Annotated in this window: 16 protein-coding genes; 11 read left to right on the top strand and 5 right to left on the bottom strand. The window is 58.9% G+C overall.

The genetic code is table 11. From position 1 onward, the window contains the following. Window positions 1-2 precede the first annotated feature (2 nt). The 5 genes from GH975_RS09525 to GH975_RS09505 form a co-directional block, all read right to left on the bottom strand. The gene (locus tag GH975_RS09525; protein ID WP_153714298.1) at window positions 3-551 is read right to left on the bottom strand and encodes an NUDIX hydrolase; all 549 of its coding nucleotides are present in this window, start codon (window positions 549-551) and stop codon (window positions 3-5) included. Further along, a complete protein-coding gene (locus tag GH975_RS09520) occupies window positions 551-886 on the bottom strand; it encodes a DUF3135 domain-containing protein (RefSeq protein WP_153714297.1) in 336 nt (111 codons plus the stop codon). The genes GH975_RS09525 and GH975_RS09520 overlap by 1 nt, the downstream gene beginning before the upstream one ends. Before the next feature lie 100 nt (window positions 887-986). After that, window positions 987-1,592, bottom strand: a complete 606-nt coding sequence (locus tag GH975_RS09515; RefSeq protein WP_153714296.1) for a Yip1 family protein — start codon at window positions 1,590-1,592, stop codon at window positions 987-989. A gap of 63 nt (window positions 1,593-1,655) precedes the next feature. Beyond that, complete coding sequence (locus GH975_RS09510; protein WP_153714295.1) at window positions 1,656-2,948, bottom strand: HlyC/CorC family transporter; 1,293 nt, start codon at window positions 2,946-2,948, stop codon at window positions 1,656-1,658. Continuing rightward, window positions 2,949-3,749 (bottom strand): cytochrome C assembly family protein, encoded by an 801-nt coding sequence (locus GH975_RS09505; RefSeq protein ID WP_153714294.1) that lies wholly within the window; start codon window positions 3,747-3,749, stop codon window positions 2,949-2,951. It abuts the gene before it with no gap. Between the two features lie 68 nt (window positions 3,750-3,817). Between GH975_RS09505 and ffh the strand changes: the two genes are divergently transcribed. The 11 genes from ffh to GH975_RS09450 all read left to right on the top strand — a co-directional run bounded on the left by ffh (window position 3,818) and on the right by GH975_RS09450 (window position 14,559). Further along, entirely contained in the window at window positions 3,818-5,188 is a 1,371-nt protein-coding gene (ffh, locus tag GH975_RS09500) for a signal recognition particle protein (protein WP_153714293.1), read from the top strand. A gap of 129 nt (window positions 5,189-5,317) precedes the next feature. Continuing rightward, window positions 5,318-5,566: a 30S ribosomal protein S16 gene (rpsP, locus tag GH975_RS09495; protein ID WP_153714292.1), complete on the top strand. Its 249-nt coding sequence runs from the start codon at window positions 5,318-5,320 to the stop codon at window positions 5,564-5,566. After that, window positions 5,563-6,108 carry a ribosome maturation factor RimM gene (gene rimM / locus GH975_RS09490; protein WP_153714291.1) on the top strand — a complete coding sequence of 182 codons (546 nt, stop codon included), beginning with the start codon at window positions 5,563-5,565 and terminating at the stop codon, window positions 6,106-6,108. Before rpsP ends, rimM begins: the two co-directional genes overlap by 4 nt. A 1-nt stretch (window position 6,109) precedes the next feature. Beyond that, window positions 6,110-6,892 carry a tRNA (guanosine(37)-N1)-methyltransferase TrmD gene (gene trmD / locus GH975_RS09485; protein WP_153714290.1) on the top strand — a complete coding sequence of 261 codons (783 nt, stop codon included), beginning with the start codon at window positions 6,110-6,112 and terminating at the stop codon, window positions 6,890-6,892. Continuing rightward, complete coding sequence (rplS, locus tag GH975_RS09480; RefSeq protein WP_153714289.1) at window positions 6,873-7,229, top strand: 50S ribosomal protein L19; 357 nt, start codon at window positions 6,873-6,875, stop codon at window positions 7,227-7,229. The genes trmD and rplS overlap by 20 nt, the downstream gene beginning before the upstream one ends. A 10-nt stretch (window positions 7,230-7,239) precedes the next feature. Then, entirely contained in the window at window positions 7,240-8,130 is an 891-nt protein-coding gene (gene xerD, locus GH975_RS09475; RefSeq protein WP_153714288.1) for a site-specific tyrosine recombinase XerD, read from the top strand. A 10-nt stretch (window positions 8,131-8,140) separates the two neighbouring features. Further along, window positions 8,141-8,851 (top strand): thioredoxin fold domain-containing protein, encoded by a 711-nt coding sequence (locus GH975_RS09470; protein ID WP_170272619.1) that lies wholly within the window; start codon window positions 8,141-8,143, stop codon window positions 8,849-8,851. 67 nt (window positions 8,852-8,918) lie between these two features. Beyond that, the gene (gene alaC / locus GH975_RS09465) at window positions 8,919-10,112 is read left to right on the top strand and encodes an alanine transaminase (RefSeq protein WP_153714286.1); all 1,194 of its coding nucleotides are present in this window, start codon (window positions 8,919-8,921) and stop codon (window positions 10,110-10,112) included. Between the two features lie 19 nt (window positions 10,113-10,131). Next, a complete protein-coding gene (locus GH975_RS09460; protein ID WP_153714285.1) occupies window positions 10,132-11,436 on the top strand; it encodes a homoserine dehydrogenase in 1,305 nt (434 codons plus the stop codon). Next, the gene (gene thrC, locus GH975_RS09455) at window positions 11,436-12,815 is read left to right on the top strand and encodes a threonine synthase (RefSeq protein WP_153714829.1); all 1,380 of its coding nucleotides are present in this window, start codon (window positions 11,436-11,438) and stop codon (window positions 12,813-12,815) included. The genes GH975_RS09460 and thrC overlap by 1 nt, the downstream gene beginning before the upstream one ends. A 1-nt stretch (window position 12,816) precedes the next feature. After that, window positions 12,817-14,559 carry a single-stranded-DNA-specific exonuclease RecJ gene (locus GH975_RS09450; RefSeq protein WP_153714284.1) on the top strand — a complete coding sequence of 581 codons (1,743 nt, stop codon included), beginning with the start codon at window positions 12,817-12,819 and terminating at the stop codon, window positions 14,557-14,559. Window positions 14,560-14,626: the final 67 nt, after the last annotated feature.

Below are 14,626 nucleotides of genomic sequence, written 5' to 3'. Positions count from 1 at the left end.
GCTCAGACGCGCGCGCGCTCACTTTCGGTAATGTCAATTTCGTGCAGTGGGTAGCTGCCGCGTGATTGATCCTGAACCCACTGGGTCAAGGTTTTGCGCACCGTTTGAAATGCCAACTCGTCCCACGGAATTTGGTCCGCCGTGAACAGCTGTGTTTCCAGGCTTTCCGGCCCGGGGGCATGCTCGGGAGCGTCCAGGGTGGCACGAAAAATCATGTAGACCTGGCTGATGTAGGGGATGCTGGTGAGGGCGTACAAGCCTTGCAAAGTCGGTCGCGCCATGGCTTCTTCCCAGGTCTCGCGCAGGGCGCCCTCGGCCGCCGTTTCGCCGTTTTCCATAAAGCCTGCGGGCAGTGTCCACAGTCCGTGGCGTGGCTCGATGGCACGTCGGCACAACAGCACCTGGTCGTTGTAGGTGACTAAGCAGCCGCAGATAATTTTCGGGTTTTCGTAGTGGATGGTGTGGCAGGCCGAGCAAATGTGTCGTGGCCGGTTGTCGTCAGGTGGTACCTGCCACTCAGTGGTGGCACCGCAGTCGCTACAATAAGTCATTAGGGTTCTTGTGCTCGCAATGGGATGACGTTGGCCGTTTGACGCGGCGGTGAGTCAATACCATAGCCTTCGCTGCTCTCGGGGCGCAACAGGCTTGTCAGTTCGCCCAGCGACTCGTGCATCATGCGCGAAATCTTGATGCAGGCCGCCAGTGCGTTGCTGGCGCGTCGGCGCTCCATTTCGATTTGGAACTGCAGGCCATTGAGGCGTCGGCGGGTGGCTTCGGGTGCTTGGTCGATGGTGTGCTTGATCAGCCCCGCGCGCAAGGCTTCCAGATCGGCCGGCGAGTGCCGATTGATTTCAACAAGTTCATCAAAGCTGGGAATGGTCTGCATGGTGTCATCCTCGGTAGAGGCGTCACCATGCGCTGAGCGGGGTGGGTGCGAGTCGGACCGCGGTACACACCGTTAAAAAGTGTGACCGCGCTCACTTTGACTAGATGTAGACCGGCGGGAAAAATGCGACCCAGACAATCACGGTGGCGACGCGCACGCCGACCAGGGTTACCAACACCATGGTGATGATCGATGAGGCGAATAAAAAGCCGCGCTCTTCGGTGATGTGCATAAGCACGGGTACGCCGGTGTAGATGAGGTAGACCGTGTAAGCCATGGCGGCCATAACGACCAGCATATTTAGCGCGATGCTGGGATAGATCGCGACCGCACCAGCCAAGAACATAGGGGTCATGGCGTAGCTGGCCAGCGACATGCCACGTGGATGCTTGGCGTTAGCCTCGGCGCCGTAGGTTTTGCCAATCCAGTCAATCAGCTTACCCAGCACGAAGATACTGAGGAGCAGTGCCGGGTAAGACAGCAGGCATAAGATAAGGCCGCTTTGCGGCGTCAGAAAATGAAGGTCACCACCGCCAATACGCCAGCCTACGTGGACGGTGCCGATGTAGCCACAGATAACCGGGATTAGAGCAAGGATCGCAACGTAGCCTTGATACAGCACTTTGTTGTTGGCGCGCTCGCGCTCGATATCATGCCATTCGTCGTTTGGGTGGCTAAAAAGTCCGTAGATGTGGTGCAACAACATAAGCGGTATTCCTTTTTTTGTACGCTTATGACTTGGATACGTGTTTATGCGCGAATAATCAAGCTACTGAAGGTCCTGTTCGACCTTTTTTGCAGGCCAGATGCGGGCAGTGCGGATGCGCTGGTCCCGAATGCTCAGTACCTCCATCCGGTAGCCGGCGATGACCAGGCTTACGGCATGATCAGGGATCATTTCGAGGGCTTCAACAATCAGGCCGTTCAGGGTTTTTGGCCCGTCGGTCGGCAGCGTCCAGGTCAGCTCTTTGTTGATGTCGCGGACGTAAGTGGCGGCATCAATCAGCCATGACCCGTCGTCCTGCGGGTACAGGTCCGTGCTGGCGCTTTGGGCGTGGTCGGTGGTGTAGTCGCCGACGATTTCCTCGAGGATGTCGTCGATCGTGACTAGGCCTTCCAGATCGCCGTATTCGTCCACTACCAAGGCCATGCGCTCACGGTGTTTTTGAAAGTTAAACAGCTGGGTATGTAGCGGGGTGCCCTCGGGAATAAAGTAGGGCTCGTCAAGCAATTCATGCAGCCGTTCTTTGGTCATCGCACTGTCGCCATCGGCCGACAGCAATCGGCTAATGGATCGCAGGTGCAATATGCCTAGAATATTGTTGGCGTCGCCTTGGTGGACCGGCAGTCGGGTGTGGTTGCTGGAGCGGATGTCGTCCAGAATCTCGTCCATCGGCTCGTCCAGATCGAGCGCGAACATTTCGCCGCGGGTGACCATGATGTCCTCGACCGCGACCTCTTCCAAATCCAGAATTCGCGTCACCATGGCGCGCCGTTTAGGGATGCCGTGGCCGGATTCCCAGACCACGGTCTTCAATTCGTCTCGCGACAGGCGCTGGTCGCCATCGGTGCTAGTGTCGACTCCGAATAGCCGCAGCAGCCCGTTGCTGATCGCGTTAACGACCCATACCAACGGGTACAGGAGTTTTAGCAGCGGTGTCAGTAGCCATGAGGCTGGGTAGGCGATCCGCTCCGGGTGCAGCACTGCCAGGGTTTTCGGCGTGACCTCGGCAAAGATCAATACCAGCAGTGTCAGTCCCAGGGTCGCAGCGGCGATGCCGGCTTCGCCAAAGTAGTGCGTCGCCAAAACCGTGGCGATCGCGCTGGCCAAAATGTTGACAAAGTTGTTGCCAATTAAGATCACCCCGATCAATCGATCTGGGCGGTCCAGCAGCGCTTTGACGCGACGTGCGCTCTTGTTGCCGATGCGGGCGTTGTGATTCAGCGTTAGCCGGTTAAGGGACATCATCCCGGTTTCGGAGCTGGAGAAAAACGCGCTCAGCACGAGGAGGCCCAGCAAGACGCCAAGCAAATACAGATCTGATTCGGTAACCGGGGGCATTTAGACGCGATCCAAGACAAGTTCGAGCATGATTTTGCTGCCTAAGGTGCCCAGTGCCAAGACCCCAAAACCGGTCAAGGTCCAAGCGGTGGCGGTGGCACCGCGCCATCCAAACAGGCGGCGACCGATCAGCAGCCCGCTGAATACCAGCCAGGCCGCGGCAGACAGCACGGTTTTGTGCAGCAGGTGTTGGGCAAATAGATCGTCAATAAACGCCCAGCCCGTCAGCAATGCCGCACTTAACAGCATCCAGCCCGAGGTCAATAAATCAAACAGCAGCACCTCCATGCGCTTCATCGACGGCAGCCCGGCAATGGCGCTGAAGTGGTGTTGCTTGAGGGCGCGGTTTTGCCAGCCCAGCAGCAAGGATTGGGCGCCGGCAATAAACAGCACCGAAAACGCCGCCAGTGACAGCACGATATGCGTCGCCAGACCAAGGTTCGACGTGACGCTGCGCCCGGCCATCGAGTCAAAGCCTGATCCCAGTGCAATGACCGACACCGCCGCTAACAGCGGCGCCAGTAAAATGCCTTGGCGTTGGCGTAGGCGCAGTCCCACCACCACTACGCCAATCATCCAGGCACTCAGTGACAGTGTCGCGATTAGGCTGACCGTCCAGGTCTCGCCCTGACCGCCGAGGGAGCTCAATACCACCCACAGGTGGCAGGCCAATGCGATCGTCATGGCAGCCACGAATACGCGTTTATGTTCGCGCCGGTCGTTGTCAATGTGGCGTGCTTCGATGGCTGCTGCGAGGGCGTATCCGCCGGCGGCAATCACAGAAAGCAAAATGGGGTTCATGAATGCTCCGCAAATTTGGTTCAAGCCTGTTTATACTACGCGCTTTTCCACACCTTGGTGCGCCGCGCATGTTCGATAACCTGCAACAAAAGCTGTCCGAAGGCCTGAATAAGGTCACCGGTAAAAGTCGTCTCAACGAAAACAACATCAAAGGGGCGTTGAAAGACGTTCGTTCGGCGTTGTTAGAAGCCGACGTCGCGCTGCCCGTGGTCAAAGAATTCATCACCACCACGCGCATGCGGGCCATGGGCACCGAGGTCAAGAAATCACTGTCGCCGGGCCAGACTTTCCTAAAGATCGTTCGCCAAGAGCTGGAACTGGTCATGGGCCGCGCCAATGAGGGCTTGGATTTGCGTGCGCGTCCGCCGGCCGTGGTGCTGATGGCCGGTTTGCAGGGCGCGGGTAAAACCACGACCACGGCCAAGCTGGCGCGGTTTTTAAAGGAGCGTGAGAAAAAGCGCGTCATGGTGGTCAGTGCTGACGTTTACCGACCGGCCGCCATCGAGCAGCTTAAAATTCTGGCTGACGAGGTCGGTGTCCCTGCGTTCCCAACCGACCCGTCGGCTAAGCCGGTCGACATCGTCGCCCAAGCGTTGGACGAAGCCCGGCGCATGAACGTCGAAGTGCTGCTGGTGGATACCGCCGGCCGCTTGGCGATTGACCAGGACATGATGGCCGAAATTCAGGCCCTGCATGCCAGTCTGAATCCGGTTGAAACCTTGTTTGTGGTCGATGCCATGACCGGTCAGGACGCGGCCAATACGGCGAAGGCATTTGGTCAGGCATTGCCGTTAACCGGTGTTGTGCTGACTAAAGCCGACGGCGATGCCCGTGGCGGTGCCGCCTTAAGTGTCAAGGCGATCACCGGCAAACCGATCAAGTTCATGGGCATGGGTGAGAAGACCGATGCCCTAGAGCCGTTCCACCCGGATCGGGTGGCGTCGCGTCTGTTGGGCATGGGCGACGTCATGAGCCTGATCGAGGATGTCGAGCGCAAGGTTGACCACGACAAGGCTAAAAAACTCGCCACCAAGGTTCAAAAAGGTCAAAGCTTTAACCTCGAGGACTTCCGCGAGCAGATACAGCAGATGAAAAACATGGGGGGCGTGGCCAGCCTGCTCGACAAGTTGCCGGGTGCCAACCAGTTGGCGCCGGGGGCGCGTGAGGCGATCACCGATAAGCCGTTTGAAGAAATGGAGGTGTTGATCAATTCGATGACGCCGGGGGAACGTCGCAACCCGGATATCCTTAATAGCTCACGCAAAAATCGTATCTGCCGCGGTGCGGGCAAAGATCTGGCCGCCCTCAACCGTTTGCTTAAGCAGCACAAGCAAATGGGTAAGATGATGAAAAAAATGAAGAAAGGGGGCATGGCTGGTATGGCTCGAGGCCTTGGCGGCATGCTTGGCGGCGGCGGTGGAATGCCTCCGCGTTTTTAGGGCTTGCGCTCGGCGCCTTCAATCACTAAAATTTCGCACCCTCTGGGATGGCCTCTTTGGCCTAGCAGATCCGAATTCACACACAAAGCGGCTATTTGCGCCGCTTTTTATAAGAGACGAGACGACTACATGGTCACAATTCGTTTGGCTCGCGGCGGTTCTAAAAAGCGCCCGTTCTATCATATCAATGTCACCGACTCGCGCACTTCGCGTGATGGTCGCTACATCGAGCGTCTGGGTTTCTTTAACCCGGTAGCCCGTGGCGGCGCCGAAGGCCTGCGTTTGGACATCGAAGCGGTTGACGCTTGGGTTGCCAAAGGCGCACAGGTTTCAGACCGCGTTAAGCAGTTGGTCAAGACGGCTCGTAAAGCCGCTTGAGTGACGAACTGATCCTGATCGGCAGGATCGGATCGCCTTGGGGCATCCAAGGCTTTAACTGGATACAGCTGTTCACTGGCGAACCCAAGCAGGCGTTTAATTATCGCCCTTGGACGTTGCGGCGGCCACACCCGGTTAAGAAGGGCCAATACCTTGGTGAAGACTGGGTGTTGGACCGACCGAAAGGTAAAGCGCAGGCGAAGGGTTGGGTGTGCAAGTTGACGCCGGACGCTGACCGAAACCAAGCCGAGTCCTTTAAGGGCTACGAAGTTTGGGTTCCGTTGAACAGCCTGCCTGACCTAGACGGTGATGATTTCTACCACCATCAGCTCACTGGCTGTCGGGTTGTCAACGCGAGCGGCATCGATTTAGGTGTGGTCGCGAGTGTCATGGAAACCGGTGCCAACGATGTGTTGGTGGTAGCGGCGGATGCGACGTCAGTAGACGATGCGGAGCGCCTGATCCCTTGGATTGACTCAGCGTTGGTATCGGTCGATATCGCGCAACGTTTAATTAAAGTGGACTGGGACGAGGCCTTCTAACATGCGATTCGGCGTGGTGACGCTGTTCCCTGAATGGGTAGAGCAGTTGACCTCGGTTGGGGTGTTGGAACGGGCTAGCCAAAACGGTTTGATTTCGGTCACGGGCTTTAATCCCCGTGATCATGCCACCGACAATCACCGGTCGGTGGATGATCGCCCCTTCGGCGGTGGGCCTGGCATGTTAATGCAGGTCGACACCACCGAAGCGGCCATCATCAAGGCCCGCGAAGCCTTGCCGAATGCGCCGGTGGTGTACTTGTCGCCACAGGGTCGAGCACTGAACCAACCGTTGGTTCAAGAACTGGCCCGACTGCCCGAGCTGATTTTATTGGCGGGGCGCTACGAGGGCATCGATGAGCGTTTGGTCGATGAACACGTGGATTTAGAAGTCTCACTGGGCGACTACGTGCTTAGTGGGGGTGAATTGGGTGCCATGGTATTGATCGATGCGGTCAGTCGAATGGTGCCCGGGGTGTTGGGTGACCAGGCATCGGCTGAGCAGGATTCGTTCGCTGCGCACTGGTTGGACTGTCCTCACTTCACCCGACCGGTTGATTACCGGGGGAACACCGTGCCGGAGGTGCTGCGTAGCGGACACCACGGCCGGATCGAAGCCTGGCGATTGCAACAGAGCCTTGAGCGCAGTTGGGATCGCCGGCCCGATCTATTTGAGCGAAAGCGTCTGACAACAACAGAACTTTCGATGATTAACGAGCATTTGAGCACGCTTGAGAAAGCGAGCACCACGAGAGACGGAAAAAACGATGAAGAACCCGATTATTGAGGCTCTAGAAACCGAACAAATGGACAAGCAAGTCCCCGCGTTTGGTCCCGGCGACACTTTGGTCGTTCAGGTTAAAGTAAAAGAAGGCACTCGTGAGCGTCTGCAGGCGTTTGAAGGCGTCGTTATTGCCAAGCGTAACCGCGGCGTTAACAGCGGCTTTACGGTCCGTAAAATCAGCCACGGTGTGGGCGTTGAGCGTACCTTCCAGACCTACTCGAAGCTGATCGACAGCATCGAAGTCAAGCGTCGTGGTGACGTTCGTAAAGCCAAGCTGTACTACTTGCGTGAGCGCAGCGGCCGTAGCGCGCGTATCCGCGAGAAGCTGGTTACTAAGTAAAAGGTTTGCCGTGACCGATACCGATCGGGTAGCGGCATACCTGGACAGCCTCTGGTTAGAGCGGGGGTTGTCTGAAAATTCGCTGGCGGCTTACCGCCGCGACCTAACCGCCTGGGTTGGCTGGCTGAATAGCCGTCAATTAACCCTGGCGGTTTTTTGCGTTTCCGATTTATCGGCTTACTTGGCTGACCGCCAGGTCACTGGGTTGTCGACGCGCTCGCTGGCTCGCGTGCTGTCGTCCGTACGTGGGCTGTGTCAGTACCTGGTTCGGATCGGCCTGCGATCCGATGACCCCAGCCGCGACGTGCCGGCGCCGCGGATGCCGCGCACTTTGCCCTCAACCCTGTCCGAGGCGGATGTTGACGCCCTGCTGGCGACCCCGGATGTATCGACGGTCCACGGACTGCGCGACAAGGTCGCGTTGGAAATCCTGTATGCGGCGGGTCTGCGCGTGTCGGAATTGACTGCGCTGCGCTTGCCGATGATCGATCGCCAGGCCGGGGTGGTTCGGGTCACCGGCAAAGGCAGTAAAGAGCGCTTGGTGCCGCTGGGCGAGGAGTGCGTGTTTTGGATCGGTCGCTACCTGGAGCAGGCGCGGGCGTTGTTGCCCGCGGCCGGGGACAGCGATTATTTGTTGCCGGGGCGAAAGGGCGCCTGGACCCGTCAGGCGCTGTGGTACCGGATAAAGGCGGTGGCACTGGCGGCGGGGGTTAATCCGGGTCTGTCGCCGCATGGCCTGCGTCATGCATTTGCCACCCACTTGTTGAACCATGGCGTCGATTTGCGGTCTGTTCAGATGATGCTTGGGCATGCTGACCTCAGCACCACTCAGATATATACTCAGGTGGCGACGGCGCGTTTGCAGGCCCTGCACGACGCCCACCACCCTCGAAATAATTAAGGAATTGTTGATGCGTTTTTTGCTGTGTTGGGTATCTCTATCGATTTCCGCTGCGGTGGCCGGCCCCAAAGAAGACGCGGTCCGCGCCGGCCTTCAAGCCCTCAGTAACCAAGTTGCGATTGAGCGGGTTACCGCGGTCGCCGATTCACCGCTGTACGAAGTGCGCTTGGCCAGCGGCGAAACACTGTATGCGACCGAGAACGGTACCCACCTACTGAGTGGCGATCTGTATCAGGCGCTTCCGGACAACTTGGTCAACCTGACCGAGCAAGCGCGTTGGGGTGGCCGGGTCGAGTTGATGGCTGCGGTGGCGGATGCCGAGACCGTGATTTTCTCGCCCGACGGACCGGTGCGGGCGCGTATTGATGTGTTCACCGACATCGACTGCGGCTATTGCCGCAAGTTGCACGCCGAGATCGATCAGTACACCGATCTGGGCATCGAAGTGCGCTATTTGGCGTTTCCGCGCGCCGGTTTGCAATCGGACAGCTACCGCAAGTACGTCAGCGCGTATTGCGCCGCCGATCCGCACGATGCCTTGACCCGTGCCAAGGCCGGAAAATCCGTCGCTGATGCCCAGTGTGCCAACCCGATTGCTGCGCAATATGAGCTGGGTAATCAGGTCGGCGTGCGCGGTACGCCGTCCATTGTATTGGCCTCTGGGCAGTTGATCCCCGGTTATGTGCCGGCCGCTGAATTGGCGACTCAAATGGGCCTGTAGCTCGCCAATTTGAGCAAAAAGGGTGGTAACCTAGCCGGCTCAAATTACCTGCCGGCTCGAGGACTGCATGAACACGGATTTCCAGCGCATTCAGCGCTTACCCCCCTATGTTTTCAATGTCATTGGTGAGATGCGTCAAGCGGCGCGAGCGGCAGGCGAGGACATTATTGACCTCAGCATGGGTAACCCGGATCAGCCAACGCCCAAACACATCGTACAAAAACTGGTCGAAACCGCCGAACGTGGCGATACCCACCGCTATAGTCAAAGCCGCGGCATCCCGCGCCTGCGCCGGGCCATGGCCAATTGGTACAAAGAACGCTACGACGTCGAGTTAGACTCGGAAACTGAAGTCATCGCTACGATCGGTTCAAAAGAGGGTTTGGCGCATTTGGCCATGGCCACGCTGTCGCCGGGTGATGCCGTGTTGGTACCCAATCCGGCCTACCCGATTCACCCCTACGGGTTCGTGATCGCCGGGGCCGACATCCGCCACGTGCCGATTGGCCCGGATCATGATTTCTTCGAAGAACTGACCAACGCCATCCGCAACAGCTTCCCGAAGCCAAAAATGTTGGTGCTGAACTTTCCGGCTAACCCAACCGCGGACTGCGTTGATCTCGAGTTTTTCGAGAAAATCGTTGCCATCGCCAAGGAACATCAAATTTGGGTGGTCCAGGATTTGGCCTACGCGGACATTTGCTTTGACGGCTACCAAGCCCCCAGCATCCTCCAAGTCGAGGGCGCCAAAGACATTGCGGTCGAGTTCTTTAGCCTGTCCAAAAGCTACAATATGCCGGGCTGGCGCGTCGGGTTCTGCTGTGGCAACCCCGAGTTGGTGTCGGCCCTGGCGCGGATTAAGAGTTACATGGACTACGGCACCTTTACGCCGATTCAGGTGGCGGCTATCGCGGCCCTCGAAGGCGACCAGACCTGTGTCAAAGAAATTCGTGACATGTACCAGAGCCGCCGCGACGTCTTGTGCGATGGCCTCGAGGCTGCCGGCTGGCACATCGAGCGGCCCAAGGCGACGATGTTCGTATGGGCTAAAATTCCAGAGCGCTACCGCGCCATGGGCTCACTGGAATTTGCTAAGAAACTGATGACGGATGCCAAGGTGGCGGTCAGCCCGGGCATCGGCTTTGGCAGCTATGGCGATGACTTTGTGCGCATCGCATTGATTGAGAACGAGCATCGCATCCGCCAAGCCGTTCGTTCAATCCGCAAAATGTTAACCAAAGACGACGCTAACGCGGCGTAGTCTGTAAGGAGAAAGTTCATTGGAACCGATCAAAATCGGCCTGTGTGGTCTGGGCACTGTGGCCCAGGGCACCTTGGAAGTGCTACGCCGAAATCAATCCGAAATCGAGCGCCGCGTCGGCAGCCCGGTCAAAGTGACCTGTGCCGGCGTCCGCACCGACAAGCCTGACGTTGACCTCAGTGGTATTCGCGTTGAACGCGACATGCTGGCCGTGGCGACCGCCGCGGACGTCGATATTGTGGTCGAGCTTATCGGCGGTACCGACCTCGCGTTGAAGTTGGTGATGGCTGCGATTGAGGCAGGAAAGGGCGTGGTCACGGCCAACAAAGCGCTGATCGCCATCCACGGCAACGAAATTTTCGCAGCCGCCCAAGCGCGCGGCGTGATGGTCGCATTTGAGGCTGCAGTCGCCGGTGGTATCCCCATCATTAAAGCGATCCGTGAAGGCCTTAGCGCCAATCGTATCCAATGGCTGGCGGGCATCATTAACGGCACCGGCAACTTCATCCTGACTGAAATGTCCGAGAAAGGCCGTGCCTTTGACGAGGTGCTGGCCGAAGCGCAAGCACTGGGCTACGCCGAAGCCGACCCGACCTTTGACGTCGAGGGCATCGATGCCGCTCACAAGTTGACGATTTTGGCCTCGATTGCGTTCGGCGTTCCGCTCCAGTTTGACGCCTGCTACACCGAGGGTATTGGTGCGCTGACACCTGCGGATGTCGCCAACGCCGACCAACTCGGTTACAAAATTAAGCACCTAGGCGTGGCCAAGCGCACGGGCGGCGGTATCGAGTTGCGGGTTCACCCGACGCTGATGCCCAAGAACCGGTTGCTGTCCAACGTCAATGGCGTGCTTAACGCGCTTCAAGTTCAGGGCGATGCGGTTGGCCCGACCACCTACACCGGGCCTGGCGCCGGCGGTGAGCCGACCGCCAGCGCCGTGGTCGCTGACATTGTCGACGTTGCCCGCACGCTAACGGCGGATCCGCTGAATCGGGTGCCGCATTTGGCCTTCCATGCCGACGCGTTGGGCGGCGAGCCGATTTTGAGCATTGATCAAATTCACTCGGCCTACTATCTGCGTTTGCAGGTGGCGGACACCCCGGGTGTCCTAAGCCAGATCACCAAGCGTCTAGGTGACCATGCCATCAGCATCGAGTCGATCGTGCAAAAGCAGGTCCAGGACCCGCATGATTCGGTTCCGGTGGTGCTGTTGACCGGTGTCGTCAAAGAAGCCGACATGAACGCGGCGTTGGCCGAAATTGAAGCGCTTGAATCGGTCCTCGAACCGGCTGTTAAGATCCGCGTGGAGAGCCTCGTATGATGCGCTATGTGTCGACCCGTGGACGTTCCGACGCCCTCGACTTTGAAGGCGTATTGCTGCGAGGCTTGGCCCCGGACGGTGGTTTGTATGTGCCCGAGTCCTTGCCCACGTTTAGCCCCGAGCAGTTGCGTGAAATGGCCAAACTCAGCTACGCCGAATTGGCCCTGGAAGTGACCTGGCCATTTGTCGACGGATTCATGCCCAAGGCCGAGTATGCGGCGCTGTTGACCGAGACCTACGCCGAGTTCAATCACCCGGCGGTGGCCCCGTTAAAACAGCTCGACAGTAACCTCTGGTTGCTTGAACAGTTCCACGGCCCGACCCTGGCCTTTAAGGATTTTGCGCTGCAACTGTTGGGGCGTTTGTTGAACTTGGCGTTGGCCCGCAAAGGCGAGCGCGGCGTTGTCTTGGGTGCCACCAGCGGCGACACCGGTAGTGCGGCGATTGAAGGCTGCCGCCACGGCAACCAGCTGGATGTGTTTATCTTGCACCCGCACGAGCGGGTATCCGACGTCCAGCGTCGCCAGATGACCACGGTGTTGGACCCCAGCGTGTTTAACATCGCCGTCCAAGGCGATTTTGACGATTGTCAGGCGGCGGTCAAGGCCAGCTTCAATGACCAATCGTTTTTGAATGGCAAGCGACTGATTGCGGTTAACAGTATTAACTGGGCGCGGGTGATGGCCCAGATTGTCTATTTCTTTTACTCAGGCTTGCGCCTCGGGGCTCCGGACAAGGCGATCTCCTTTGCCGTGCCAAGCGCCAACTTCGGGCACATGTTCGCCGGTCACTTGGCCAGTCAAATGGGGTTGCCGGTCGAGCAGTTCATCGTCGCGACCAACCATAACGATGCTCTGGATCGGTCAATCAAGGGCGGTGTGTTGGCGCGCCAGGCGCTGTCGCCGTCGCTGTCGCCGTCGATGGACATTGTCGTGTCGTCGAATTTTGAACGCCTGCTGTACGCCCTGAGCGGCGGTGACAGCGCCATGATCGACGACTTGATGAAGACTTTCGCCGAGACCGGTCATGCACAGATTCCTGCAGCAATCATGCAGGCGGCTGAGCGTTGGACGTCGGGTGCGGTCGACGACGCCGAAACGGTCGCCACGATCAAACGTTGGCACGCCCAAAGTGGCGAGATTTTGGACCCGCACACGGCCATTGGCGTGCGCGTTGCCGAGGATCACGTCGGCACTACGCCAATGATCTGCATGGCCACTGCGCACCCGGCAAAATTCGCCGAGGCCGTGGTGGCCGCCGGGCTGACGCCCTCGGCGTTGCCGTCGAGCATGGCTGACCTGATGGATCGGCAGGAGCGCTACCAGGTACTGGCAAACGACGTGGCCGCGATTCAAGCCTACGTCGCTGCGAACATTTAACATGCAATGCGCCCCACGCGCGTTATCCGAGGCCGTTTTTGATCAGGCCTTAAACAGTGGGGCGACCTTGCTTCAGGCTCGGATCTTGGCCGGTCGGCTATCCGACCACCAAGCCGACCAAGTCGCCGGTGCGCTCAATCCATCGCTCAAGCACCTGGCCTCGCCGATGCGCCTTCGTGGTATGGATATCGCGATTGCGCGTCTAGTGCGGGCGATTGAGCAGGGCGAGTCGATTGGCTTGATCACCGACTACGACGTCGATGGGATTACCTCGCACTGGGTTTTGCTGCATGCCCTTCGGCATCATTTCGGTGTTCCTAGCGAGCGTTTGAGTTCGTGGATTGGCCATCGCATTCACGATGGTTATGGCATTTCTCAGACCTTGGTGGATCGTTTGCTCAGCAGCCCCACGCGTCCGTCGGTGGTGGTTACGGCGGACTGCGGCACCAGCGACGAAGCGCGCATTGCCCAGCTTGCCGCCGCGGGTATCGATGTCATTGTTGGCGATCATCATGCAATCCCGGCCGAGGGTGTGCCGGCCAGTGCACTGGCGGTGATTAACCCGACCCAACCGGACTGCGATTATCCTGACCCCAGTATTGCCGGGGTCATGGTCAGCTGGCTGATCATGAGCGGGCTACGCCAGGGGCTGATCGAGGCGGGCCAGCTGGCGGCGGACGCGCCTAAGTTGATCGACGCCCTGGATGCGGTGGCCTTGGGCACGGTCGCGGACTGTGTCGACTTGGGTGGCAGTGCGATTAACCGCGCGGTGGTGCGTGCCGGGTTGGGTCAAATCAATCGGCTGCAGCGTCCGGTGTGGCAAGCCTTCGCCGAACTGATGGGGGCGGACAACCTGCCGATAAGCGCCGAGACGCTGGCTTTTCAGATGGGGCCCCGAATCAATGCCCGCGGCCGAATTGATGACCCGATGCAGGCGCTTTACCTGATGCTGTCGGGGGCCAAGGGCGAGGCCATCCGTCACCTTAATCAGTTGAGTCAAGACAACGAGTCGCGCAAGGCCTTGGAGCGCACCATGGTCGACGCCTGCATGCCCAAGGCGGTTCGTCAGCGCGAGACCGGCCGTTTCTGTGTAGTGGTGTCGGATGAAGGAGGACACCCCGGCGTCCAAGGCATTGTTGCCTCGCGTATCACCGAGCGCACCGGGTTGCCCAGCGTGGTATTGGCACCAGCCCAGGCACCGGCGTATTTCGTCGGCTCAATGCGTTCGGTTCCGGGGGTCAATGCGAAACAAGCCTTGCAGGCCTGTAGCCAGTGGCTGTCGCGTTTTGGCGGCCATCATGGGGCGGCCGGCCTGACCTTGCCCAAGGCTCACCTAACCGAATTCGCCATGGCCTTAGACACCGCCGTGCGTCAGCAAGTCAGCGAGCAGCCCCAACCGATGCGTTGGCACGATGGCGACTTGGATCCGGCCGATTTAAGCGCCCCGCTGATCGAGCAAATCGACGGCCTTCAGCCCTACGGCCGCGGCTTCGAGGCGCCCAGCTTTGTCGGTGTATTCAAAATCGATGCGTTGCGTGCCGTGGGCAAAGATCCGGTCCATTTAAGTCTGCAAGTGAGCTGCGGGGGCCGGCAGTTCCGTACGGTCTGGTTTCGGGCGTTGAAGCGCGCCGGTGAAACGGCGCCAGTCGCGCTCGGCCAGTCAGTACGACTGGTCTGGCGCCCGGTCAGCGAAACCTTTCGTGGCGAAACACGTCTGGTGCCGCGTATCGAGGGTTTGGCCTAGGCCATCAGAATCCGACGCCGGGTGTAAATGGAAGTCAATTCCATCTGGTGAAATTCAGCCGGCGCGG

Origin of the sequence: Litorivicinus lipolyticus (genome assembly GCF_009650135.1) — a bacterium.
GTDB lineage: Bacteria > Pseudomonadota > Gammaproteobacteria > Pseudomonadales > Litorivicinaceae > Litorivicinus > Litorivicinus lipolyticus.
This window is presented reverse-complemented; position numbering and strand designations above follow the sequence as displayed.

Bases quoted from the DNA above. Each gene is read 5' to 3' on its own strand.
- GH975_RS09525 (WP_153714298.1), bottom strand. From the start codon at position 551: ATGACTTATTGTAGCGACTGCGGTGCCACCACTGAGTGGCAGGTACCA.
- GH975_RS09520 (WP_153714297.1), bottom strand. From the start codon at position 886: ATGCAGACCATTCCCAGCTTTGATGAACTTGTTGAAATCAATCGGCAC.
- GH975_RS09515 (WP_153714296.1), bottom strand. From the start codon at position 1,592: ATGTTGTTGCACCACATCTACGGACTTTTTAGCCACCCAAACGACGAA.
- GH975_RS09510 (WP_153714295.1), bottom strand. From the start codon at position 2,948: ATGCCCCCGGTTACCGAATCAGATCTGTATTTGCTTGGCGTCTTGCTG.
- GH975_RS09505 (WP_153714294.1), bottom strand. From the start codon at position 3,749: ATGAACCCCATTTTGCTTTCTGTGATTGCCGCCGGCGGATACGCCCTC.
- ffh (WP_153714293.1), top strand. From the start codon at position 3,818: ATGTTCGATAACCTGCAACAAAAGCTGTCCGAAGGCCTGAATAAGGTC.
- rpsP (WP_153714292.1), top strand. From the start codon at position 5,318: ATGGTCACAATTCGTTTGGCTCGCGGCGGTTCTAAAAAGCGCCCGTTC.
- trmD (WP_153714290.1), top strand. From the start codon at position 6,110: ATGCGATTCGGCGTGGTGACGCTGTTCCCTGAATGGGTAGAGCAGTTG.
- rplS (WP_153714289.1), top strand. From the start codon at position 6,873: ATGAAGAACCCGATTATTGAGGCTCTAGAAACCGAACAAATGGACAAG.
- GH975_RS09470 (WP_170272619.1), top strand. From the start codon at position 8,141: ATGCGTTTTTTGCTGTGTTGGGTATCTCTATCGATTTCCGCTGCGGTG.
- alaC (WP_153714286.1), top strand. From the start codon at position 8,919: ATGAACACGGATTTCCAGCGCATTCAGCGCTTACCCCCCTATGTTTTC.
- thrC (WP_153714829.1), top strand. From the start codon at position 11,436: ATGCGCTATGTGTCGACCCGTGGACGTTCCGACGCCCTCGACTTTGAA.
- GH975_RS09450 (WP_153714284.1), top strand. From the start codon at position 12,817: ATGCAATGCGCCCCACGCGCGTTATCCGAGGCCGTTTTTGATCAGGCC.